Source organism: Paenibacillus lautus (genome assembly GCF_050482385.1).
In the GTDB taxonomy this organism is placed as follows: Bacteria; Bacillota; Bacilli; order Paenibacillales; family Paenibacillaceae; genus Paenibacillus_AQ; species Paenibacillus_AQ lautus_B.
Genome location: NZ_JBCNHV010000022.1, coordinates 130613 through 154183 on the forward strand (window position 1 = coordinate 130613; position 23571 = coordinate 154183).

The 23571-nt window shown below is 49.3% G+C and carries 23 protein-coding genes and 5 tRNA genes; 7 read left to right on the plus strand and 21 right to left on the minus strand.

The window, feature by feature from the left end; genetic code table 11:
* Window positions 1-20: 20 nt before the first annotated feature.
* From ABEW73_RS25905 to ABEW73_RS25945, 9 genes are all read right to left on the minus strand, one after another.
* The gene (locus ABEW73_RS25905) at window positions 21-1688 is read right to left on the minus strand and encodes an AraC family transcriptional regulator (protein ID WP_430163175.1); all 1668 of its coding nucleotides are present in this window, start codon (window positions 1686-1688) and stop codon (window positions 21-23) included.
* A 257-nt stretch (window positions 1689-1945) separates the two neighbouring features.
* Window positions 1946-2410 (minus strand): KGG domain-containing protein, encoded by a 465-nt coding sequence (locus ABEW73_RS25910; protein WP_076324669.1) that lies wholly within the window; start codon window positions 2408-2410, stop codon window positions 1946-1948.
* A 274-nt stretch (window positions 2411-2684) separates the two neighbouring features.
* Window positions 2685-2767 (minus strand) — tRNA-Leu (locus ABEW73_RS25915).
* 39 nt (window positions 2768-2806) lie between these two features.
* Window positions 2807-2882, minus strand: a tRNA-Lys gene (locus ABEW73_RS25920).
* 34 nt (window positions 2883-2916) lie between these two features.
* Window positions 2917-2991: transfer RNA gene (locus tag ABEW73_RS25925), tRNA-Glu, on the minus strand.
* 116 nt (window positions 2992-3107) lie between these two features.
* The gene (locus ABEW73_RS25930; protein ID WP_430163178.1) at window positions 3108-3803 is read right to left on the minus strand and encodes a Type 1 glutamine amidotransferase-like domain-containing protein; all 696 of its coding nucleotides are present in this window, start codon (window positions 3801-3803) and stop codon (window positions 3108-3110) included.
* A gap of 227 nt (window positions 3804-4030) precedes the next feature.
* Window positions 4031-4119, minus strand: a tRNA-Ser gene (locus tag ABEW73_RS25935).
* Between the two features lie 3 nt (window positions 4120-4122).
* Window positions 4123-4198 (minus strand) — tRNA-Asn (locus ABEW73_RS25940).
* A gap of 26 nt (window positions 4199-4224) precedes the next feature.
* Window positions 4225-4713: a SprT family protein gene (locus tag ABEW73_RS25945; protein WP_430163725.1), complete on the minus strand. Its 489-nt coding sequence runs from the start codon at window positions 4711-4713 to the stop codon at window positions 4225-4227.
* A gap of 115 nt (window positions 4714-4828) precedes the next feature.
* Here ABEW73_RS25945 and ABEW73_RS25950 point away from each other — a divergent pair, with 115 nt between their 5' ends.
* Window positions 4829-5179, plus strand: coding sequence for a hydrolase/acyltransferase (locus tag ABEW73_RS25950; RefSeq protein ID WP_430163181.1), 351 nt, complete (start codon window positions 4829-4831; stop codon window positions 5177-5179).
* A gap of 80 nt (window positions 5180-5259) precedes the next feature.
* Window positions 5260-5391 carry a cortex morphogenetic protein CmpA gene (cmpA, locus tag ABEW73_RS25955; RefSeq protein ID WP_015737250.1) on the plus strand — a complete coding sequence of 44 codons (132 nt, stop codon included), beginning with the start codon at window positions 5260-5262 and terminating at the stop codon, window positions 5389-5391.
* Window positions 5392-5488: 97 nt separating this feature from the next.
* Here cmpA and ABEW73_RS25960 read toward each other — a convergent pair whose 3' ends face one another.
* Window positions 5489-5959 (minus strand): DinB family protein, encoded by a 471-nt coding sequence (locus tag ABEW73_RS25960; protein WP_430163183.1) that lies wholly within the window; start codon window positions 5957-5959, stop codon window positions 5489-5491.
* A gap of 144 nt (window positions 5960-6103) precedes the next feature.
* On the opposite strand from ABEW73_RS25960, the gene ABEW73_RS25965 reads away from it, so the two are divergent.
* Together ABEW73_RS25965 and ABEW73_RS25970 are read left to right on the plus strand one after the other, a co-directional pair.
* Complete coding sequence (locus ABEW73_RS25965) at window positions 6104-6667, plus strand: CGNR zinc finger domain-containing protein (RefSeq protein ID WP_430163186.1); 564 nt, start codon at window positions 6104-6106, stop codon at window positions 6665-6667.
* Between the two features lie 68 nt (window positions 6668-6735).
* Complete coding sequence (locus ABEW73_RS25970) at window positions 6736-7176, plus strand: GNAT family N-acetyltransferase (RefSeq protein ID WP_430163189.1); 441 nt, start codon at window positions 6736-6738, stop codon at window positions 7174-7176.
* 163 nt (window positions 7177-7339) lie between these two features.
* On the opposite strand, the gene ABEW73_RS25975 is transcribed toward ABEW73_RS25970, so the two are convergent.
* From ABEW73_RS25975 to ABEW73_RS26020, 10 genes are all read right to left on the minus strand, one after another.
* Window positions 7340-9556: a Tex family protein gene (locus tag ABEW73_RS25975; protein WP_430163192.1), complete on the minus strand. Its 2217-nt coding sequence runs from the start codon at window positions 9554-9556 to the stop codon at window positions 7340-7342.
* Window positions 9557-9996: 440 nt separating this feature from the next.
* Window positions 9997-10347, minus strand: a complete 351-nt coding sequence (locus tag ABEW73_RS25980) for a type II toxin-antitoxin system PemK/MazF family toxin (protein WP_006212388.1) — start codon at window positions 10345-10347, stop codon at window positions 9997-9999.
* 3 nt (window positions 10348-10350) lie between these two features.
* A complete protein-coding gene (locus tag ABEW73_RS25985; protein ID WP_028406492.1) occupies window positions 10351-10632 on the minus strand; it encodes a CopG family ribbon-helix-helix protein in 282 nt (93 codons plus the stop codon).
* 228 nt (window positions 10633-10860) lie between these two features.
* Window positions 10861-12048, minus strand: coding sequence for an alanine racemase (gene alr, locus ABEW73_RS25990; protein ID WP_430163195.1), 1188 nt, complete (start codon window positions 12046-12048; stop codon window positions 10861-10863).
* Window positions 12049-12319: 271 nt separating this feature from the next.
* Window positions 12320-13432 carry a DUF4367 domain-containing protein gene (locus ABEW73_RS25995; RefSeq protein ID WP_430163198.1) on the minus strand — a complete coding sequence of 371 codons (1113 nt, stop codon included), beginning with the start codon at window positions 13430-13432 and terminating at the stop codon, window positions 12320-12322.
* 259 nt (window positions 13433-13691) lie between these two features.
* Window positions 13692-15020, minus strand: coding sequence for an MFS transporter (locus tag ABEW73_RS26000; RefSeq protein ID WP_430163200.1), 1329 nt, complete (start codon window positions 15018-15020; stop codon window positions 13692-13694).
* Window positions 15021-15085: 65 nt separating this feature from the next.
* Window positions 15086-15583 (minus strand): helix-turn-helix domain-containing protein, encoded by a 498-nt coding sequence (locus ABEW73_RS26005; protein ID WP_430163202.1) that lies wholly within the window; start codon window positions 15581-15583, stop codon window positions 15086-15088.
* Between the two features lie 184 nt (window positions 15584-15767).
* Complete coding sequence (locus ABEW73_RS26010) at window positions 15768-16328, minus strand: GNAT family N-acetyltransferase (protein WP_430163205.1); 561 nt, start codon at window positions 16326-16328, stop codon at window positions 15768-15770.
* Window positions 16329-16370: 42 nt separating this feature from the next.
* Window positions 16371-17699, minus strand: coding sequence for an alpha/beta hydrolase (locus tag ABEW73_RS26015; RefSeq protein WP_430163208.1), 1329 nt, complete (start codon window positions 17697-17699; stop codon window positions 16371-16373).
* Window positions 17700-17867: 168 nt separating this feature from the next.
* Window positions 17868-18437: a GbsR/MarR family transcriptional regulator gene (locus ABEW73_RS26020; protein ID WP_430163211.1), complete on the minus strand. Its 570-nt coding sequence runs from the start codon at window positions 18435-18437 to the stop codon at window positions 17868-17870.
* Window positions 18438-18810: 373 nt separating this feature from the next.
* Here ABEW73_RS26020 and ABEW73_RS26025 point away from each other — a divergent pair, with 373 nt between their 5' ends.
* From ABEW73_RS26025 to ABEW73_RS26035, 3 genes are read left to right on the plus strand one after another with little or no spacing between them, the layout of a single operon-like run.
* On the plus strand, window positions 18811-20013 hold the full coding sequence (locus ABEW73_RS26025) for a quaternary amine ABC transporter ATP-binding protein (RefSeq protein WP_098748732.1): 1203 nt from the start codon (window positions 18811-18813) through the stop codon (window positions 20011-20013).
* Entirely contained in the window at window positions 20006-20839 is an 834-nt protein-coding gene (locus ABEW73_RS26030; RefSeq protein WP_430163215.1) for an ABC transporter permease, read from the plus strand. The genes ABEW73_RS26025 and ABEW73_RS26030 overlap by 8 nt, the downstream gene beginning before the upstream one ends.
* Window positions 20840-20841: 2 nt before the next feature.
* On the plus strand, window positions 20842-21762 hold the full coding sequence (locus ABEW73_RS26035) for a glycine betaine ABC transporter substrate-binding protein (RefSeq protein WP_430163218.1): 921 nt from the start codon (window positions 20842-20844) through the stop codon (window positions 21760-21762).
* 1072 nt (window positions 21763-22834) lie between these two features.
* Here the strand turns inward: ABEW73_RS26035 and ABEW73_RS26040 are convergent.
* The gene (locus tag ABEW73_RS26040; protein WP_430163220.1) at window positions 22835-23566 is read right to left on the minus strand and encodes a DUF6081 family protein; all 732 of its coding nucleotides are present in this window, start codon (window positions 23564-23566) and stop codon (window positions 22835-22837) included.
* Window positions 23567-23571: the final 5 nt, after the last annotated feature.

A 23571-nucleotide genomic window follows, 5' to 3' on the forward strand; every position in this document is an offset into this window, starting at 1 on the left:
TGGACAAATAACCGGATTCCTCATGGACAATTTCCGGAAAACAACCGGAAGGCCTCTTCCGCCATCTGCTCCATCGCAATGGGAGAGTACTCGCGCCAAGGGTAAGAGGATAATGGATGGAACGTTCCTTCTCGCACCGCGGGAATGGTCATCCACTCCGGCGTTGCTTGCAGTTTTCTCCAATTCGCCAACGTTTCAGAATCCTGACGGATCAAGAGCAGAATGTGGTCTGCGTGGCTCTCCTTGATCTGCTTAATCGTTAAACATCCAGCCTCCTCCCCGTCCACAGGCATCGCCGGCTGAAAATTGAAATAATCAAATAATAGTTCCTTCATGCCCGGATGGCTGTAAACCATCAGGTCATCCTGATGCAGGCGTGCGGTCAAAAGCGTGCGTGCTTCCATCATTTCAGTCGGGAACTTCTCACGATAAGTCGATATTTTATGATGAAACGTTTCAATCCATTGCTCTGCCTCAGGCAGCTTGTTCAGCAATTTAGCTAGACCTAACAGAATAAACTGCCACCCTGCCTGCTCTGCCGGCATTTCGTAGAGGGGGGCAATCAGCCGAAGCTGCTCCTTCTCCCATTCCTCCACCCCCTGTGCACAGACGATGAGCTCCGGGCGTGCCGAGGCCAGCTTCTCCAGATTGGCATATTTATTATGATTCTGGCGGTATGCATCCAGATGGACCGGGATATCCGGCCCAAGCAAGTTATAGTAATGCTGTGACCACTTCGGATGAAGGGGAGCCGCATACGGCGTGAAGTCCAGCGGCATGGCGTAACCCAGGAGGGCTGTGGAGCCGTACATCGCCAGTTTATTTTTCCTTGTCTTCATATACACCGAGGGGGAAATCCCGAATGCCTTCTTGAACTTGCGGCTAAAATAAAATTCATCCTTATACCCCACCATATGCGCCACCTCACGCAGCAAAGAATCGGAGCCCAGCATCAGCTGTTTCGCCTTGTTCAAACGGACATGGGCCAAATAATCCATTGCGCTGTGCCCATACGTCTTCTTATATACTTCTACAAAATATTTAGGACTCAGCCCGGAGAGGTTCGCCAATTGTTCAATCGTTAAATCTTCATCATAATGTTCCTCGATATACTCCTTCACCCGCTCCAGCGCTTGCCGCTTATCATTCTTGGAGTATGGGCTGCACTCGGCAATCATCGTATATAACAGCTCTTGAAAATCCAGCTGAACCCTCCACTGCTTCATGGGCTCCTTGCTGTGAAAATCCTTATACATCGACCTGCAGACGAGATTCAAGCGGTCCGGAGAGCTGATGACAAAGATGCCGTCATAGGGCATGAAAGCAGCGCCGTCCACCTCATGCAATCGACCGCAGCCTGATACACCTTCCATGAAACTAAAATGAAGTATTGCAACCGAAGCTTGCTCGTGTTCCTCGGAACTCTTGTGATCGGCACTCGTAATTCCGAAAGTAGACCCTGCTGCACAAAAATAAACACATCCCTTATGCATACGGGTGATTTGCTCTGCCTGTTGTAAACAGGTTTCTCCGCTCAGCGGGATGATCAGAGCTGGCTGCACTGCCAACTGCTGTTCCAAGGAGAGTTCTTGTCCATGAACAATATCCATATTCCATAAACGGGCTATGAGCCCGCTGTATTCACGTGGTGCTTTTTTGCTAATACTGCTCGTCGATAGGTTTACCATATGTACAGACCCCAACCTTAAATGAGAATGGTTATCATTATCATATAATTATCACACACCATCCCAAAAGTCCAGCACGATCTTCTCTTTTCCACCTTATCGCATGACGATGTAAGGCAAAAAGAAAGCAGCTACGACTCCCTGTCAGGGAGTCGTAGCTGCTGCTTTTCAAATGGTGTGGATGAGGCGGATCTTTTGCATGTGAGCAATTCAGTCCCCTCCAAGGGAAACTTTTTCTCAAATCCGCCGGATTGTCATTAGTTCCCCCGTTGGCGCTGCCTAGCTCTTGCCTCGCCGCCCTTGCGGCCCGCTTCTTCACGGCTCATCTTGCCGTCCCCGTTGCTGTCGCTGCCGCTTCTGGCTTCGCCGCCCTGCTGCCCAATCTCTTGATAGAACTCACGTCCGTGGGAATCCGAGGTAGCCTCGCCGCCTTTGCGCCCGATGTCCTCATAGAACTCTCTGCCATGGGAATCGGAAGTCGCTTCCCCGCCCTTCTGGCCAATTTCCTGATAAAATTCCTTATCATGGGAATTTGACGTGGATTCTCCGCCTTTTTTACCTATATCCTGATAAAAGTCTTTGTCATGGGAACGGGAAGTTGCTTCGCCGCCCTTCCGTCCGATTTCTTGGTAGAATTCTTTGTCATGTTTGTTCGCAGTTGCTTCTCCACCTAAACGTCCTGCTTCTTCACGGCTCATCTTTCCATTGTTGTTATTAGCCATTCTGAATCACTCCTTATAGGTTATTTGAAGTTGTTGCTCGTCCACGTTATGATATTAAACTTCTGATCAGAGATGAAACACCCGTTTTGCATAAACGCGCACTAAAAATCGATAAAAACCGTGATAAATCCTATGTAAACCTTGATATAAGAAAAACGTCTATCGACGTACTTTCTAGTGAAAACAGACCGCGTTTAGATGTTGTTTTTCTTGCGGTCTCTTAAACGCAAAAGAAGCCCCGCACAAAGTGCGGAGCTTCTTCTTCATGTTCGTATGCGGTAGAGAGGACTCGAACCTCCACGGGTATACACCCACTACCCCCTCAAGATAGCGTGTCTGCCATTCCACCACTACCGCATAATATAAGGGATACATCATTTCGTTACTTCATAAAAATGGTGAGCCATGAAGGGCTCGAACCTTCGACACCCTGATTAAAAGTCAGGTGCTCTACCAACTGAGCTAATGGCTCTCGATGACAATCGTGCGGCTGCCATATAAGAAAGTGGTGACCCGTAGGGGATTCGAACCCCTGTTACCTCCGTGAAAGGGAGGTGTCTTAACCCCTTGACCAACGGGCCACTTTAACCACGTCGCCGTGACGACAAGATTGAGTATAGCATAATTCCAAAAATGCTGGCAAGCTTTTTTTTCGTAAATTTCAATATTTATTTTCGGGGCTTTTTCGGCTTATAAATCAGCCTAAAAAATCCGGCGTTAACTTCTCTTCTTGAACGCGATTTCCTTCGAGCTCCGCATGGTATGCATGTGCATTTTTCCTTGAGCTTACGACTCTATGCAGCTGTCCGTCCATAAAATGCAAAGCAACCCCATCATCAGCAGCATATCCTGCTTGTGCCTCACCTTGAAGTACAAGTTTATGATAGGCAGGTCTTCTTTTGCTCTCTCCATCATAATGCGGGCAATGACTGCCTTGTAATATACCCAAACCCTCAAGCTTGTACAAAGGCGCGTTCAACGGGTCCGTCACCCCTTGCTCAAACCAGCAAATGGAACCAGCGCTTAACCCGGTTAAGATGACACCCTGTTCATACGCCTCTTGGAGTATCTGATCCAGGCCCCATTCCTTCCACAAGACCAGCATATTCCGGGTATTGCCCCCGCCAACATAGATGATATCCTTCTCGAGCACAAAAGACCGAAGATCGGCAAAATTCGGCTGGAACAGCGACAGATTACTGGGAGTACACGGCAGTGTTCGGAAAGCATGATAGAAACGTTCAACATAACCATCCGCATCCCCGCTTGCCGTCGGGACAAAACACACCTCAGGCATTTCTTTCGGTACTTGCGCCAAAACATAGCGATCAAGCAGCAGATTATCCGGTTCCATCGAGAAACCGCCGCCACCCATGGCAATTATCTGTTTCATTGTTCTCTTCCCCTTTGCAAAAAAGCCCCCGATCACTTCTGTGATGGGAGCTTTCTTCGATGTAACGCTCAACGAAAGAGAGAGGGATACTCTCCCTTCGGTCGAGACTGCGAAGTATGCCTAACGCTGCTTATGCTCCGACGAACCCTATCCAGGGTTATCATCCCTTTGCAAAAAAAGCCCCCAATCACTTCTGTGATGGGAGCTTTCTTCGATGTAACGCTCAACGGAGAGAGAGGGATTCGAACCCTCGCACCGCTTACGCAGTCTAACCCCTTAGCAGAGGGTCCCCTTATAGCCACTTGGGTATCTCTCCATATGGCTCCCCGAACAGGACTCGAACCTGTGACAACTCGATTAACAGTCGAGTGCTCTACCAACTGAGCTATCAGGGAACGTGAAATTCAATACCAATAATTTATCATGACTTCTGAGGGGAGTCAAGTTTAAGAAGCGTGAGACGTCCGCTGCACTTTCCGCATCGATACCGGGCCGGATTCATCTTCCGTTTACGAAGGTATTCAGTCCCGCAGGCACTGCAGCAAAGTTTATATCGATAAGGTTCCGGTTGACGACGGCCCGCAGCCTTGCCCTTCGGTAAGGACTTGCAGAAACGGCTCCCTCCAACGGCTTGCAGCAGGGTTTTGAAATCAGCGTCCCGATGCCGATATCCCCTGCCCGCGATATGCAGATGATAATGGCACAGCTCATGCTTGATGATCTTCTCCACCTCTTCCCTGCCGTGCGTAGCCAGCTGATGCGGATTGATCTCAATATGATGGCTTTTCATGAAATAGCGGCCGCCTGTTGAGGACAAACGCCGGTTAAATGTCGCCTTGTGCCTGAACGGAACCCGGAAGCTCTCCAGCGAGACTTTCTCAACCCATGCCTGCAGTTCTTCATTGCTCATCTCGTTCATCGTCACTATGTCTATCCTTCCTTTTGCCTTATAAATGCTACTTGAATTTTAACTTCTCTCTGGGCTACACTGTCAAGTAGAAAGTATGGAGGGAGAACCTGCAATCATGCCAAACATGCGCTACGTTATTTTAAAAGGACAGGACGAGCTATTATTTGTCGAAATGCCCAGTGACTATGCTTACCAGCTCAGTGCTTTAAATTTACGCCTCAATAAGGAAATCGATAAACTCACCGCCCCAGGCAAACCTCAGCTGCCACTTGCTGTAGCCGAATGCGACAATCTGGATCTGCTGCAGGAATCACTGAGCATTCAAGGTGGTCTGGAATACATAAATGAGCTTGAGCAGGCCTTTGCTTCCCTTAAGGAAACGGAATATCCACTCATCTCGCTGCTTACCGAAATTCGGGCTCTCCAAGCGCAGCTTGAGCAATGGTACGAGGAAGAAGCGCAATAATCGAGGTAGACCTGCACGCTTTGGGCTTTTTCCCCATATGCTATCCATACAGATGGAATTAGCAAGAGGAGGAGATACCCTTGCCGCAATGGCTCTGCAATCAATTGACACGCGCTTTTCGCAAAAAGGACCGACGTCAGATCAAGCTGCTGAACGAATGCTGGTACTTTTACCGGAATTCCCCGGGTGAAGAAAACTCGAATGCCCGTTAGGGTACAACAACCGATCCATAGGTATGACAATAAGCCGGACACCCTGTCCGGCTTATTTTTGCATTGTATTATGATGGCTGAATGGTCGAATTGTGCACTAAAGATCGCTGCGCTTAGCTGGCCAGGAGCCATGAAGCTTCCGGAGAAAAACAATTTGTCCCGTATGATATGCATCATGCATGATTAAGCTAAGTATTCGCTGCGGCGATTCGATGATCTCCGTCTCCGGCATCTCCTCAATCTTCTGTCTTAAAGCGGCATGAACATCCTTAAGCTGCTCCCGAGACGTATTCCATACCTCCTCACTTGTGTCATGAATGAGAAACGTCTCGTCATTGCCGATCCCTTCATTAGGAAGCGGCGTTCCTTCCAATCTTGCGAGCAGACGCTGCTTGTAATACAACAAATGCTGCACGTTCTCCCAAATGGAATTTGCCGCCTGTCCTTCCGGTTTCCACAATGCCTGCTCAACCGTCACATCCTTCAGGGCTGGAAGAATCGGCGGATACCAATCCTCTTGCCCCATCGCATAATCCCAGTTTTGGAGCAGCAATTCCTTCATGTTCATGTCCATCGCCTCCGTTTTTATTGTAACTATCATAAATAAAATAGAGCGTTACATAAAAAATAACACACTTCAGATCCCATTACAAGTAACTAGCAACATAAATATTTACTTGTTACAATGATGAGACAAGAAAGGATGAGCTTCATGTTATGGGATGATTTTATAAACAGCGAATGGCATGACTGGAGAGGCAGCGGCCGATCCGAGGACCGGCTCGCCCGTGAAGATTGGCTCACCGAATTTATTAGCGAGCATGATCTCCACATCGCCGTTCCGCTGACTTCGGATGAACTGGAACTTCTCCGGCAGCTTCGATCCTTCCTGCGGACATGCGTTCAGCACATCGTTGCGGGTACCCTCCCCTCCCGCCAGCAAGTAGAGGAATTGAACCGCTGGATGGCTGCTGGACCCGTTATTCGCCATCTGGACATAGATGAGGATCAAAACCTGGAACTGTCTTATATCCTCCAAAACCCTGGCCTGCAAGCAGCGGCTGCCGAGATTGCCGGCTCCTTGGCGCAAGCCATCGAGCAAGGCGAGTTATCCCGGTTCCGCATCTGCACGAATCCCGATTGCCTCTGGGTATATTACGATGATACACGTAACCGTTCCAAACGTTATTGCGACGATAAAATGTGCGGCAATCTGATGAAGGTCAGACGATTCCGGGCGAAGAAAAAGCAGCAATCTTCGGACAGCGAGGGTTAAGCACGAAGGTTTATGCTGCGCGCAGCATTATCTCAACCTATATTTTAAAGAAACTGAGGTGAGTGGTCATGAGCATCAAAAGAGTGACTCAAGCAGAATTGCCTTGGGTCAATCAACAATACGAACACATCGGCTTTCAGCCAAGTTCACTGGACAATGAAATGATTGCCATCGTCATGTCGCAAGACGACTACGCAGGGATCGGCCGATTGGTTAAACTTAATGACCACGAGGCGGAGCTCGGCGGTATTTATATTCTGGACAAGTTTAGAGGACAATCCCTCGCGCACGAAGTCGTCTCGTTTTTGGTGGAAGAATCAAAAAGATTGGGCCTAGATACGGTATACTGCATTCCGTTTGAGGAGCTGCAGCATTTCTATAAGAAGTTTGGTTTTCATGAATTCGATGTAACTGCTCCCTCAGTCGAACCCAAAATTCTAACAAAATATCACTGGTGTCTGGAAAGTTACGATAAAAACGTCCTGCTGCTAAAGCTGAACCATCGCTAAACCAACCGCCAGGATGCCCCATTAGCTATTGCTATAGACCAAGAATTTTGCAAAAAAGAGCCGTTCTCCCCAAAGTGAACTGCACCTCCGATTGTTAGGTCATGTCTAACAATTGGGGTCACTTCAAAGGAGGCACGGCTCTTCTTCTATTACGCAGCAGTTCCTATGACTGATCTTTCGGCTTGCGCATCGTCAATCCAACGCGGCCTTTTTTCAAATCTACATTCAGCACCCACACGGTAACGTTATCCCCCACAGAGACAACATCCATCGGATGTTTGACAAAACCATCGCTCAACTGGGAAATATGTACCAGGCCGTCGCTCTTGATGCCGATATCCACAAAGGCGCCAAAATCGATGACATTGCGTACCGTTCCCTGCAGCTCCATTCCCGGCATAAGGTCCTCGATCTTCAGCACGTCCTGGCGGAAAATCGGCAGCGGCAATTCCTCCCGCGGATCGCGTCCCGGACGCTGTAAGCTGTCCAGAATATCGCGCAGCGTCGGTACACCAACCTCCAGCTTCACGGCAAGGCTCTCCGGCTGCTGGGCATCCAGCAGTTCAGCGAGCTCCTTGCTTCCGAGCTTGTCCAGACTTACCTGAAGCTCCTGGAACAAACGGTCAACCACCGCATAGGATTCCGGGTGAATCGGGGTACGATCCAGTATGTTCTCGCCTTCCGAAATCCGCATAAAGCCCACGCACTGCTCATAAGTCTTGGCACCGAGACGCGGAACCTTCTGCAGCTGCTTCCGGCTGACAAACTTCCCGTTTTCTTCCCGGTATTTCACGATATTTTTGGCAATGGTGGCATTGATGCCAGCCACATAGGAGAGCAGTGACGGCGATGCCGTATTCACATCCACCCCGACATGGTTAACCGCAGACTCCACGACGGCTTTCAGGCTCTCCTCCAGATGCTTCTGGGTGACGTCATGCTGATATTGGCCCACACCGATCGATTTCGGATCGATCTTCACCAGCTCGGCCAGCGGATCCTGCACACGGCGTGCAATCGAGGCCGCGCTGCGCTCGGCAACATCCAGATCAGGGAACTCTTCTTGAGCCAGCTTCGAGGCCGAGTACACGCTTGCTCCCGCTTCATTGACGATAAGGTAAGCCAGCTCAGGGTCAGCGAGTTCCGCAATGACTTCTTCGGCTACGAACTGCTCCGTTTCACGGGATGCCGTACCGTTTCCAATGACAATAAGCTTGATGCCGTATTTTGCAATCAGCTCTTTAATCTTCGCGGCCGCCTCCTGCTTCTTGTTGGCCGGCGGCGTCGGATAGGTTACAGCTACCTCAAGCAGCTTGCCTGTATCATCGACCACCGCAAGCTTACAACCGGTACGGTAAGCCGGGTCAACGCCCAGCACACAGCGACCCTTCACCGGCGGCTGCAGCAGCAGGCTGCGCAGGTTCCCCGCAAAGATGGAGATCGCCTGGTTCTCCCCTTTTTCCGTCAGCTCACCCCGCACTTCCCGTTCAATCGATGGGGCAATCAGACGTTTGTATGAATCCTCGATCACCGCTGTAAGAATGTCCGTCACAGCAGATGGACCTTTAAGCACCTGCTTGCCGATATACGCGTGAATGGAATCGGAAGGAACATCAAGCCCCACCTTCAGAATATTCTCGCGCTCTCCCCGGTTAATGGCCAAAATCCGGTGCGGCGGCATTTTCTTCGCCAATTCCCGGTAGTTGTAATAGTTCTCGTATACGGATTCCACTTCGGTATCCTTCGCCTCTGAGGTCAATATGCCGTGGTCCAGGCTGTATCTGCGTACCCAGGAACGAACGGTTGCGTCATCGGCAATGTTTTCAGCCAATATATCCATCGCGCCTTGCACAGCCTCTTCTGCCGAAGCCACACCCTTCTCCTCATCAACATACTTGGCTGCCTCAACCATCACATCAGCCTGCTTCGGCTGCGACCATATCCACTCCGACAGCGGCTCAAGTCCTTTTTCCTTCGCGACGCTTGCCCGGGTTTTACGCTTCTGCTTATACGGGCGGTAGAGATCTTCTACCTCCTGCAGCTTAACGGCGGCCGTAATCGACGCCTTCAGATCTTCCGTCAGCTTGCCTTGCTCCTCTATGATGCGGATGACTTCCCGTTTACGGACTTCCAAATTGCGCAAATAGCCTGTCCGTTCTTCAATATCACGTAATTGGTTCTCATCCAGTTCGCCTGTCATTTCCTTACGGTAACGCGCAATAAACGGTATGGTATTGCCCTCATCCAGAAGTTCAACGGTCGTGCGCACCTGTTTTTCGGACAATTGAAGCTCCTTCGCGATCTGCTTCACGATCCGTTTCGATTCTTCCTTGCGGATCTGTTCCTCATTTACTTCCACAACAGCTTCTAATTCAGACAATGATATCCCTCTTTCTTCAATGAAACTATATTTGCTATTATCCCAAACTTAAGCGCTCATTTCCACTACATCGCTCATTTCATAAGGCTTTAAGCTTCTTTTAATTTCAATTTCATCTGATCTTAAGATTTCATTTATATTCTTATTGTACGAACATGCTGCTGCCGGATATCCACATCTCATTAAAATCAGGGGGGTCACCTTAAATGAATGACAAACATGCGATTGCTTGGTCCGTTGTCTGCTTTTTGATTATCGCAGCGGCGGTCACGACGGCCTACATCCTCATACCTACACACATGTAATCCACCAATCTCCAGTCTCATGCAGCAATTGCCGAGCCTTCATACATACCATCCATATAAAAACCCTCAAGGAATTACTCCTTGAGGGTTTTTAGTCATAACATTCTATGTGGAAAACGCAACACTTGAATGGAATCAAAAATCAATCAAGCCCAGACTTATTTGCAGGGAATCATCCACCTTACTCATCATTTCATCATCAAGATGGGTGATTTTGTCCGTTAGCCGCTGCTTATCAATCGTCCGGATCTGCTCTAGCAAAATGACGGAATCCCGGTCAAATCCATGCGACGCCGCGTCGATTTCGACGTGAGTCGGCAGCTTGGCTTTTTGAATCTGTGCCGTAATGGCTGCAACAATCACAGTCGGACTAAACCGGTTGCCGATATCGTTCTGAATGACAAGGACCGGCCTTACGCCGCCCTGCTCAGAACCGACAACAGGTGATAAATCCGCAAAAAATACGTCGCCCCGTTTAACGATCACTGTCTACACCCCGCTTACTAAGCGGTCTAGAGTGTTGTCTGCATCTTCCTCCGCGTGAAACGCCTCAGAAGCCATGGTCAGGTTAATTTTGGCCATTTCCATATAACCTCGCTGCATGGATTCACGAATGTAACGTTTCTTCCGTTCATTCAGGTACAACTTCATGGCTTGCCTAATAAGCTCACTGCGGTTGGAATTTTCCAGCTGAGCGATCCCGTCCACTTCCTGCAAAAGATGATCCGGTAAACTGATCATGATTCGTTTGGTGTTCTGCATATTGGCCACCCTCTATTACACCCCCACAACCTTCTCGCCCTGTGCACCAGTATTACTTTATTCAAGGAAAATTATACAAAAGAATATATATGCCGAAGGTATATCAAGTATGCTGCATATCATTATAAACTACAATCGACACTTTCGTACAGACTTTAACGACAATATTCCTAATTCGGGAAGGTCTGTACTTATTCCTTCTTTCCTGAATAAATTACTTAGGGTGCACATGCCTTTTTAAAGGTTGCTCCAGAGTGCGTTTATGGTCTTCACGGGTATATCATTACGTATATACTGACGTGGTACCCGGTGGGCAATCATGCAGACGACCTCGTAGTGGATCGTCCCCAGCTTGGACGCCAGCTCATCTGCCGTAATGCATTCGCCAGACTGCTGACCGATGAGTACAACCTCTTCACCAGCTTTAATTTGTTCCGCCTCATCGGCGAAAGGTTTGAGCGATACCATACATTGGTCCATACAGATCGTTCCGACTACAGGGACGCGGCGGCCGCGTATCAGTACTTCCACTTTACCGCTCAGCATACGAGAGAAGCCATCGCCGTAACCGATGGGAAGGGTTCCAATTTGCTCTTCCTCCTCCGTTACATACTTCGTCCCGTAGCTGATGCCGGAATGCGGAGGTAAATTTTTGACGTAGACAAGCTTTGTCTTTAACGTCATGACAGGGCGGAGGCTCACTGTCTTTCGATTCACCTCATCCGAAGGATACAGTCCGTACAAGCCGATGCCGACACGAACCATATCATAGGATAATTCGGGTGTATCAATCGCAGCAGCACTGTTGCCCGTATGTATGATGGGGATATGGTGGTCCTTATCCCGAAGAGCGTCCGCTACGCCCTGAAAACGGCGGTACTGTCCCAACGTATAGTCTTTGTTCTCTTCATCCGCTCTTGCAAAATGGGTAAACATTCCTTCGACAACAACCTGCGGCAGCGAAAATACTTCTTCTATAAAAGAAATTGCATCTTCGCCTGGAAGCAGGCCCAAACGACCCATTCCGCTGTCAATCTTGATGTGTACCTTGAGTGGCTTCTCCGGCTGGACCGGCAGTGCCTTTATCGCTTGGAGCACTTCCGAACTGAACAGGGTTATGGTCACATCATGCTCATAAGCGATCTCTACAGCCTCCGGTGGTGTATAACCGAGCACCAGGATCGGGCTAGAAATGCCTCCTTGCCGAAGCTCGAGCGCTTCATCCAGGAAAGCTACGCTTAAGTAAGCCACCCCCAGTTGCTGAAGTTCGCGTGCCACTTCTACAGCTCCGTGACCATAGGCGTTAGCCTTCACACAAGCAAGCAATTTCATGTGGCTTGGCAGGGCCTTACGAAAAGCGTTATAGTTGGCGCGCAGATGGTCCAGGTTGATCTCCGCCAGGGTAGGTCGATATATCGCTTGCAATTCCAGTCACCTTCTTACCATTTTGAAAAAAGCATTATGCTCTACAATAGATTAATGGTAATGTTCCCAGGGGCAACTGTCAATTGAGGCGAATTGCTTATTTATGAGGCTCGTGGTTCCCCCCAGGTGGCGAAACTTGGTGAAACATCGGAATATCTGCAAGAAATAGCGATAGTTCCACGGACGGAGTTCCTTTATTTGGAAAATAGGCGAATGGCCTCATTGTCGGAATTTTGCCCTCCTTCAATGCTCGGTATCCGCCTACTTCGTATTATTTACCCGATTCTCCCTGCATGGAAGCAGCGACTTTCTTCATTTCTTCGACAGGCAGATTGGCGCTCGTAATTCGGTACTCCACGCCTTCCGAATTCCAGGTCAGCGTTCTTTGCTGATCGCCGGTGAGCAAACCTACCGTCGTGAAATCGATATACACCGCCTCGCCTGGTACGAGGGAGACCGCACGATCCACCGGTCTGGATTCCATAATTGTATATTGGTATACACCGTCATACTTCAGAATAACCGCATGATCCTTGTTCTGCGGAACTTCCATCGTGTCTTTGTTCGTGACCCCTGCAGGCACATATTCCGGATAGATGATGCCGAAGGATCCCATATCGCGCCCGGAAGCCGCTTCTGTCAAACCTTCGGTTCCCTGAGTGCCATTACCTTCCGTACCGGAAGCCACGGGTACCCCGTTCTCGTCCACTTCGGCCATGGTCCCCTTCGCATCGCCCATCGCACTTAAATTCTTGTTCGTATCAAACGAATCCTTCGTCAGGTTCGTATCGAAGGTAAAGGTGTTGAATTTCACCTCAACAACCACATTCGCTTCGGAGTCCGACACTTGTACCTGTTTCGGCGTGTAGTTGTCCTTGGCGAGCCAGATCTTCTGACGAATCAACGAATGGCTGTGGTAATTGGCTGCTACATCAAACACGTAACTATCCTTATCCTCAGCAAACTGACGGGTGTTGTCGCCCAGAATGCTGCTGAGCAGCGTTTGGTACAGATATACCTGTCCCTGATTATCCGGCCAATCGCTCTTGAAGCGGAAGCTCTTGTTCAAGCTAGGCGTCAGAACGAACACGCCGTCATCGTTGCGAAGCACGATTTGCGTAATATCCTTTTGCCCATTGGTTAAGCTGATCCGGTAGTAAGATGGAGATTGGTACCATACCTCAACCTGATACTCCTGCGGCGCCGAACCGGTATGTATGGTCATAACGCCCGCTCCCTGGTAAGCGCCCTTGGCACTTTCCAGCTTATCAGCCACCTTGCCCAGATCCTTCACAACGCTGTCTGCATTCTTCTTCCCGCATCCCGCCAGTATTGTTGTTAAGCATAATACTACCGCGAGCAGCACCCATGAAATCCGGCGCATGTCATCATCCCCTTCAACACTTGTTTTGACTTGATTGATACATGTCTATGAGGGACTTGGTCACATTATGCAGACTAGCCTGACAAGCACCGCTGCAGTGGGATGCGGCAGGCGTTTACACTTCGCTTAAGTGGAAAAAGAGCCGTGATGAATCCGTCGATCGCTGATTCATCCTCGGCTCGGTTATTTGAGAAATTTCCCAGTACGGGCGATCTTCTTCAGCCCTCTGTAAAGCATGGAAGCTTATCGAAGTTAACCTTTAAGGGGCTGTATGCATAGAAATGGACTTCTCAGGAGTTGCATTCGTATAAGGCGCAAACCATTCCTCATCCACATTGTCAGGTGATGGAAGACTGCGGGTGGTCGAGTCAAAAATCCAGAAGATCCCTACGATGAATACGGCGATTCCGCATCCTGCGATAACGGATGAGCTTGCAGCTACAACGCCAAGAGCACCTCCAATTAGGCTGCCAAGCGGCATGGCAATTCCGCTGAGTCCGCTAGCTGCCGCGAACACCGTGCCCAATCTTTTCTCGGGTATCGCCTTCTGAATGACCGAATTGATGATAACGTTCGTAATGCCTCCGGGAAACCATGCCAAGCCGTACACCAGAACGACAAGCCATGTCCATGGGGTGAATACGCTGAGACACCAGGCAGCGCCAGATAAACAAAACGCTCCGGCAAAAAGATATCCAAGGGGTAGGCGCTCCAGCTTCAAATACGGAACCAGAATCGCGCCCAACAAACTTCCGCAAGCCTGGGCCATGAGCAGAACTCCGTATACACCCGCTCCGCCGAGGCTGTCCGCAAAGGCAGGCATAACCGTAAAGGTAGCCCCGCCTGCGGCATTAATGACGATAATCCCCATCTGTACCCGTGCGAGCGGGGTTGCCAGGATGTAGCGAAGCCCCTCTTTCATGTCTGCCCAATAATTTTTAAGGGCATTTCGCATAGATTTTGAAGTTACGGCGTTTTTCATCGGTGTTTTATTTACGTTGTTATCGGAAGTATTGATAGGCTTTTTGATTTTCAGTTGCGAGAATAACAGCGCTCCGATGAAGAATCCTATGGAATTCCATAAGTAAAGGGATACTGCGCCCAGCACAATAATCAATACGCCGGATATTGCGTTGCAAGCGACATCGATGCCTTGATAGGCTAAGGAGAACAGCGAATTGCCTTGCGTCAGCTGCTTTTTATCGAGAATTTTAGGAAGAGCCGACATTTGGGCCGGATATACCCACATATTCAGCGTGGATAGAACCGGTGTAATGGCCAGCACAACGCCTACCGTCAGAAAGTCGAAATAAAATGCAAGCGGAACGATCAACAGAAGAACCGCCTGAAATAACTGGGTGTATACCAGAAGCCCCCGTAAAGGAACGCGGTCAATCATCGGACCGGAAAGCAGTTGAATGATTCGGGGAAGAATCGAGAGGAATCCGGCAAGTCCCGTATACAGCGTCGAGCCTCCAAGATCGTACACCAGCCACATGGCCGCTACCGCGTACAGGCTGTCGCCGATATTCGTAAGAATTCGGCCAACGAACAATAGCAGGAAATTGCGATTTTTTAATATTTCCACTAGAGAAACACTCCTTGATTTAAAATTTAGTAGTTTTAGAGAGAAGAGGCTAAAGAAGCCCCTTCCTATTCAGACGTTTCCGTCGAAACCACGTTGATCCCCACTGCATATTCCTTGCTGTCGTCCCCTTTGGTCGCGAGGGTCTTGTTCACCCATTTTTCGAGCAGTTCCCTGAATTCCTTTGTCATCTCTTCATATTGGTCTGCGTTCAACTGCAGCCTCAAGCTGATTCGGGTTCGGGTCGCCGCTGCATAATCTTCGGCAAGAACCGGGTCCATCGTTTGCGTTCCCTTGGTATTAAACCACTTTGCTTTGGATTTATAATATTTCTCGACGATGCCGCCGACCGTCCGTGTCTCCACCAAATCTATCAGCCCGCCGTCGTATAACTTCTGTATATGATAGTGAATGCTTCCTGGCGAATCTCCCAATTCATCCGCTACTTGCTTTGAGGTTTTGGCCGTATCCAGTATGGTTCCGAGAATCTTCACCCGCTGAGCACTGCCGAGCAGCTTCGCTTGTTCCACCGAGATTTCGATGCTTTGATTTTGATCTTGTTCCATAGTGCAACACTCCATTCTAGATTAAATAATTATTCTAACCAATCATTCTAATTGCGTAATTCATACGGTTATTTTGGTTCGTACTAATTTAATTTATCATTCTAATTTTCTAGATCGATATGACACAATAATAAACCACCTATTACCATTTGTAAATAGGCGGCTTATAAATTGTTTATTTTTTCTAAACGGGTTTGACCATATGATAATATACATGCCCGTTAATCATGATTTCCTTATCCGTTTTATATCCTCTTCTGTCGTACAAAGAATGGGCGCGATGATTGTCCGTCACCACAGCGAGAGCAATTTTCCGATACGTAAGTTCCTTTGCCCGGTTCTCTGCATGATCGATGAGCGCCGAACCGATCCCCTTACCTCCAAACTGCGAAGACACAGATAACGTATCGATGTAATACTCATCCTCGTCCGCCTCTTTGTCCAGCGCTACGGAAGGGTCATTCTTGAGCTTCCGCAGACGATCCAGAATCGGACGATCCAATTCGGCCGCTTGATCGCCGCCGTAAGCAACGATAATGCCGGCGACCTCGCCGTCGATCTCTTTCACGGCAGCCTGTCGGTAACTGAGCCTGCCCTCGTCCGCTCGGAAATATTGCTCCAGCACTTCAAGTACTTTCTCTTCACTGTCTTCCCCTGTTAATTGATGTGCTACGTCGTGCAGCGCATCATACAGCAGCCTTATCGCTGCAGCTGCATCTTGTGGTCTTGCTGATCTGATGGTCATGCTCATTCATCCTCCGATTACAATTCAATGCAATTTCATAATTCAAGTATCCCAGTCCTCAACCTCATACAACAGCTCCATCTCGGACGATGCTGTAAAAGAACGCCGTTTCACTTCAGGATCCCCGATCTTTTCGTGCAGTCCAAACCCTCTTGATACCTTGAACGTAAAAGACAAGCCATGAGGTACCATCGCCCTTCCCCTATATAGGCCATCTCCGCAGTACGGAATCTCAAATCCGGCATAGATTGTGGGGGAAACCGGCGTGGAAGGCGGTACCTTCACCTGAATCGTGATTTTCACAAGCTCAGGCAGCTCTTCCACGATCGTAATCTCTTTATCTGCGCTCAAACTTCCCATTTGCAGCGTAACCCGGGTGCTGCCAGGAGTTCTAGGCTTCAGCGTTCCGTCCGGCAGCAGCGTAAGCCATTCCGGCTCCTCAACATGGTAAGTTCCGTTCATCAACGTTTGCACAAATCCGCTGTCGTATGTAATGACCGGATTCAATTGTTTGACGGGGCCGCTTACCCCTACGATGCCATCACCATGCAGCTTAATCGAGGTTGGTTCTCCAATGTCGCCGAAAAAATACAGCAGGGGTGATTGCGCTCTGCCTGCCCAGTCGCTTTGACTGTGGGCCGCTCCCGGATCAAGGAACAGCATGAGATCTTCTCCCGGCACAAAGCCGTCTTGAATCAAGCGTGCTGCTTCCTCCCGTGCGTATTTTTCCATGAAGACCCCTTCCGCGCCGCCCATATCAAGCCATACCTTAAGATTCGGATGCGTACCGTATCTTTCATAAAAAGGATACTCCTTAAGCTCTCCTTGAGCATCAAAATAGGCTTTGACGAAATAAGGCGACATGACCGCTATGCTTCCGAACACATCCGGCCTTCTAAAGCCGATATTGTAGGTGACGATCCCGCCCGCAGACGAACCCATCATGGCCGTGTGCTCCGGACCCTTCAACGTGCGAAAGTTCTGATTGATATATGGTAAAACTTCTTCAATAATAAATAACTCATACCGTTCGCCGGCAAACGGGGGATCGAACACCTGATGCATCCTTGGATTGTCATGGAAATATTCATTCAGTCTTTGATGAGGAACCGTTGCGATGCCAACGATGATAATCTCCTGCATCCGTCCTTCGGACACCAGCCGATCTGCGGTAACATGCATATCCCACGAACCGCCTCGCTCATCCGCTGAAAATACATGCTGCCCGTCATGCATATAGAGTACGGCATAATGCTTCTCCGTATTCTCATGATAACTGGGTGGAAGGTATACATACAAACTTCGGGTATTGCTTAAGTTAACCGATGGAAAATCTGCAATTTCTACCATTCTTGAGGACATACTGACCATTTTAACCCCTCCTGACTATTTTTGCACCCTATGCACTTGCATTCGGTTCTTCACACCAGGCGATGCTGGATAACAAAAAAAGGCACAACCCGATAAAATCAGGTTGTACCTCTTAGGTAAGCATTGCCTTACTCCACATTATACTGGGGAAATCCCCCATTTTCAATATCAGGATTTGTCCTCTGGCGGCTCTTTCGGCACATAATTAAAGATCTCGCCATCTACAAAAGTATCAATCAATCGCTCCAGCCATTTATAATAAGCAACGGCCTCACGCATCTTTGCCTGATCCTCTTGCAGCACCGCTGTCAGTTCTTCGTCATCTTCATGTGCTTTACGGAGCTTCTCCGTTTCGTCCAACGCTTTGCGCAGGACCAGAATGTTGCTCTCCACCGATTTTCTCCATTTAATATCAAAGAAATCCACGAAGCTTTGGTACCAGTCATACTCCACTTCATACAAATCCTTGCGGGAACCCTTCTCCCACACCTTGTTTACCATTTTATAATCGAGCAACGTCCGCACGCCTGTACTCATGCTGGTCTTGCTCATCTTCATTTCCTGTCCCATTTCATCGAGGTTCATCGGTTTATCCGCAAAATAAAGCAATCCGTATAAATGTCCCGTTGAGAGTGGAATGCCGTACAAATCCATATTCCGTCCAATATTTTCAATGACACGCTTACGAATCTTATGCACGGCTGCCTGCCGTTCATCATCTAAATGGTACAAGCCCATGCTTGCAGCCTCCTCTATCTGTAACCATCCAAGAAGTCATGTCAATATAACAAAACTAGGTGGACTCGAAGTGTAGTGTGAACGATCTCCATGAAATTTAAACAGGCCCTGATCCACACACATTCTCTGATCTATTGTAGGGAAAGCTATTTTAAAAGTAAAGAAGATCGCTCTAGAGGATATCGGAGCATATGGGAGCATTTCAAAGGATAACTTTGTACAGTTTTTACTGTACGTACTTTACGTACGGATATAACGTTTGATACTTTACGTATCGGTTGTTACAATGGGTGACATGGGTTTACGAGACGACAGGAATAAGAAGACTCGGTCAAATGGACGCGTCTCTATACAATAAAAAGGAGGAGTACTTTTGGCTATTCTGCAAGTTAACAAAGTCAGCAAATTGTTCGGCGCGAATCCGGAACAAGGGATTCAATTGCTGGAGCAAGGCTGGAGTAAAGCGCGAATTGCGAAAGAAAAAAATATAACGGTTGGCGTTAACCGTGTCAGCTTCGATATCCATGAAGGCGAGATTTTTGTCATCATGGGGTTGTCAGGCAGCGGTAAATCTACATTGGTCCGTTTGCTAAATCGGTTGATTGAACCCACATCGGGCGAAATATTGATTCACGGCAAGGATCTCCGAAAAATGAACAAAGAACAGCTGCGGGAAGTACGACGCAAAAAAATAAGCATGGTGTTCCAGAAATTCGCCTTGTTCCCTCATCGTTCGGTTGTCGAGAATGTGGAATACGGGTTGGAAATCCAAAAGATAGACAAAAGCAAGCGGCACGAAGCGGCCATGAAGTCACTTGAGCTTGTAGGCTTGAAAGGGTGGGAGGAAAAAATGCCCGATCAGCTTAGCGGCGGCATGCAGCAGCGTGTCGGGCTTGCCCGAGCACTCGCCAATGATCCGGAAATTCTGCTGATGGATGAGGCTTTCAGCGCACTGGATCCACTCATTCGCCGAGACATGCAGGACGAATTGATCGAGCTCCAGGACAAAATGAAAAAAACGATCGTGTTCATCACCCACGACTTGGACGAAGCTCTTCGGATCGGCGACCGCATTGCCTTGATGAAGGACGGTTCGATTGTACAGATCGGTACGCCGGAAGAAATTTTGACTCAGCCTGCCAACGATTATGTTGAACGGTTCGTGGAAGATGTCGATCTGTCCAAAGTTCTTACCGCTTCACGGGTTATGCGCCGTCCGGAGACTATTACGATGGATCGCGGGCCTCGCGTTGCGCTGGAGCTTATGCGTGAACGGGGGATCTCGAACCTGTTCGTCATCGACCGTTCCAAGAAGCTGCTTGGTGTCATTACGGCCGAAGATGCATCCGATGCCATGAAGAATAACCGCAAGCTTGCGGATATTCTCATCACAGACGGTCCGAGTGTTGGACCTGATACATTACTGAATGAATTGTTTGAAATTACGAGCATGGCTAAAGTGCCATTGGCCGTTGTGGATGAGACCGGCAGGTTGATGGGCGTTATCGTCCGCGGTGCTGTTCTTGGTGCCCTGGCTGGAGAAAGCAAGAGCGAGGAGGTGACGCAAGATGCCTAAGATCCCTCTCGCTAGCTGGGTTGATTCCTTGGTCGAATGGATGGGAGACGTCTTCTCCGGTTTCTTTGACGCCATCTCCTTCATCATCGAAAACGTCGTGCAGTTGTTTACGGATTTGTTCTTGCTTCCTCATCCGTATCTGTTCATTGTCATCTTGGCTGTCATTGCCTACCTATTAGGCCGTTTGCCGTTGACTTTGTTTACAGCCATCGGTTTTCTGCTCATCGATAACTTGGGCTACTGGCCACAGACCATGAACACGCTCAGTCTGGTTATTACAGCAGCCTTGATCTCCGTTATACTGGGTGTTCCGCTGGGGATATGGGCGGCCTACAGCAAGTCGGCATCCCGCGTGATCATACCGATTCTGGACTTTATGCAGACCATGCCGGCGTTTGTATACTTGCTCCCTGCCGTCACATTCTTCAGCTTGGGCGTAGTTCCAGGGGTTATCGCTTCGGTTATCTTCGCCATTCCGCCAACGATTCGCTTGACCCGTCTTGGCATTATGCAAGTATCAGGTGAACTGACGGAAGCTGCGGATGCATTCGGCTCGACTTCCGGACAGAAATTGTTCAAGGTTCAGCTTCCGCTGGCGATGCCAACCTTGATGGCCGGCATTAACCAGACCATCATGCTGTCCTTGTCAATGGTCGTCATCGCTTCGATGATCGGTGCCCAAGGTATCGGTGCCGAGGTCTACCGGGCCGTAACCCAGCTGCAAATTGGTAAAGGGTTTGAAGCTGGCTTGGCTGTCGTCATTTTGGCGATTGTCCTCGACCGCTTTACACAAAATATATTTAAAACGAAAAAAAGGGGTGCTTAATTTTGAAGAAACAAAAGTTTTGGTTGCTGCTAAGCTTGGCTGCTATTCTGGTTCTGTCTGCTTGCGGACAGGGCGGAAAAGGCGGCACGGATGGAACGACGGACAAAGGGGCTGACGGCGGTGCTACTGCTTCCCTCGGCGAACAAGTGAAACATGAAATCATCGGTATTGATCCAGGTGCAGGTATTATGAAAGCTGCAGCGGCAGCGATTGATGAATATGGATTGACCGACTGGAAACTGATCGAAGGCTCCGGTGCTGCCATGACCGCAACCCTCAACAAAGCCATCAAGAACGAGGATCCGATCATTATTACCGGTTGGACTCCGCACTGGATGTTTGCCAAGTATGACCTGAAGTATCTGGAAGATCCAAAGAAAGTATTCGGTGAAGCGGAAGAGATCCACACCATTGTCCGTCTTGGACTGAAAGAAGATCATCCGGAAGCTTACAAGTTCCTGAGCAATTTCAAGTGGACATCCGACGATATGGGTCAGATTATGACGGCAATCCAAGAAGGCCAAGACCCTGAGGCTGCCGCTAAGGAATGGGCAGATAGCAACGCAGAGAAAGTGGATGCCTGGCTTGAAGGCGTTCAGCCGGTTGACGGCAAAAGCTTCAAATTCAGTTATGTAGCCTGGGATTCCGAGATTGCCAGCACCAACCTGCTGAAAGTGATCATGGAAGAGAAGCTCGGATACAAAGTTGACGCGCTTCAAGTAGAAGCAGGCCCAATGTGGACCGGCGTTGCCAATGGCGACGTGGATGCAACCGTAGCAGCATGGCTTCCATTGACGCATGCCGACTACTGGGATAAGTTCAAGGACAAAGTCGAAGACCTTGGCGCTAACATGGAAGGCGTAAAAACCGGTCTCGTGGTTCCGTCTTACGTGGAAGCCAATTCGATTGAAGATTTGAAGTAAAATTAGGCCATCCCATGGTATATGGGGTGGCTTTTCTTTTTTTGTGATCAAGATTAGTCGGCCTGTTCTAGAGAGGATGTATCCATTCCGGTCGCTGTTGAAACCAGGAAAACAGGATGATATTTTTGTGGTATTTTCCCGGTTTCAAAGGCGAACGCCAGGTCTCCTCCACGGATACATCCTCTTTTCTTGGGCTCGGCCTCCAATCTTTCCCACAAAAGCGCCATCCCTTTCATCAGGGATGGCCTTTTGGGGGCTGGGCGGGGAAGGGCTAAGCTGACCAATTCGACACGGTCAGCTTGCCTGATTTATGGCCGGGCATGCTGTGAATCCTCTGGACTCACAGGCTTGCCAGCTGGGCTTGAGGGGCTGCTGGTTCCCCCAGGCAGTCTCTCTTAATCAAGATTGTCTGCCTGTTTTAAGGAGAATCTATCCGTTCCGGTCGCTGTTGAAACCAGGAAAACAGGATGATTTTCTTGCGGTATTTTCCCGGTTTCAAAGGCGAGCGCCAGGTCTCCTCCACGGATACATCCTCTTTTCTTGGGCTCGGCCTCCAATCTTTCCCACAAAAGGGCTCCATCCCTTTCATCAGGGATGGCCTTTTGGGGCTGGGCGGAGAAGGGCTAAGCTGACCAATTCGACATGGTCAGCTTGCCTGATTTATCGCCGGGCATGCTGTGAATCCTTTGGACTCACAGGCTTGCCGGCTCGGCTTGAGGGGCTACTGGTGCTTGGCCCTGCCTCCAATCTTCCTACACCCGGATTGCCGGGCATGCTGTGAATCCTTTGGACTCACAGGCTTGCCGGCTCGGCTTGAGGGGCTGCTGGTGCCCTGCGCAGCCCCTCTTAATGATGCCTGTCGGCCTCCTCTCCTCCACCCGGATTGCCGGACAGGTTGTGAATCCTCTGGACTCACAGGCTTGCCGGCGCAGCTTCCTTGGCCTTTCGGGGGCATGCAGCCTTCCCCGATACGGCCTCGTAACATTGTACGAGCAATGTTACAGCTCGTCCTTCCCTCACAAAAAAAGATCATGCCCAAATGAGCATGATCTTTTTTCTACTATAATAACTACTACTCTTTTATCGTAACCGTCACGGGAGAGTACTCCGCAATAACGGTTTGTCCATGCACGGATACGCTGCCCTGCGGCGTAAGATCTTTTTCGGTCATGATCCCCAGAGCGATGGTGAATTTATTGAACTTGATCGGGATGTTCTTCTCCCGGCGGATCTCTTCGCCGTTTACGTAGAAGATCGCTTCGTCCTCGGCACGGTTATACGTGATTTTGTACGTGTTGAATTCCCGCGGCGTGAAGTGTGTATCCTCCTCTTTGAAAATGCAGAAGTAACGGGTCTTGTCCGATTCCGGCACCTGCACGCCCGGGAACGGCAGAACGGCATACACGCTGGCGTATTTGTCATTCGAAGCAAAAAAGTCCAGTGCTGCGCCCGTGCTGAAATCAAGCAGATTCAAAGATACGTAGCCGTCATACAAGTCGCCGGGAACCGTACCTTGGGTGCGTGCCCGAATTTGAAGCTCGAAGGTCACCTCGCCGGATTCCGGCACGTCCACTTCTTCGTTGGAATAATACATATGCTTGGCATTATCAAGAATTTGGATCTGATCATTCTGGCGGCTCAGCGGCGCGCGCACGTAGAGGATGCCGTTGCGGACGATGACGACCGCATTCGGCTCGCGATATTCCCAGAATGAACCGTCAGGCAGCGGGAACCCGCCAATTTTCCAAGTCTCGCTCTCGGACAGGATAGAGTGAAAATCACCAAAAACACGTTGTTGTTCCATCTAAT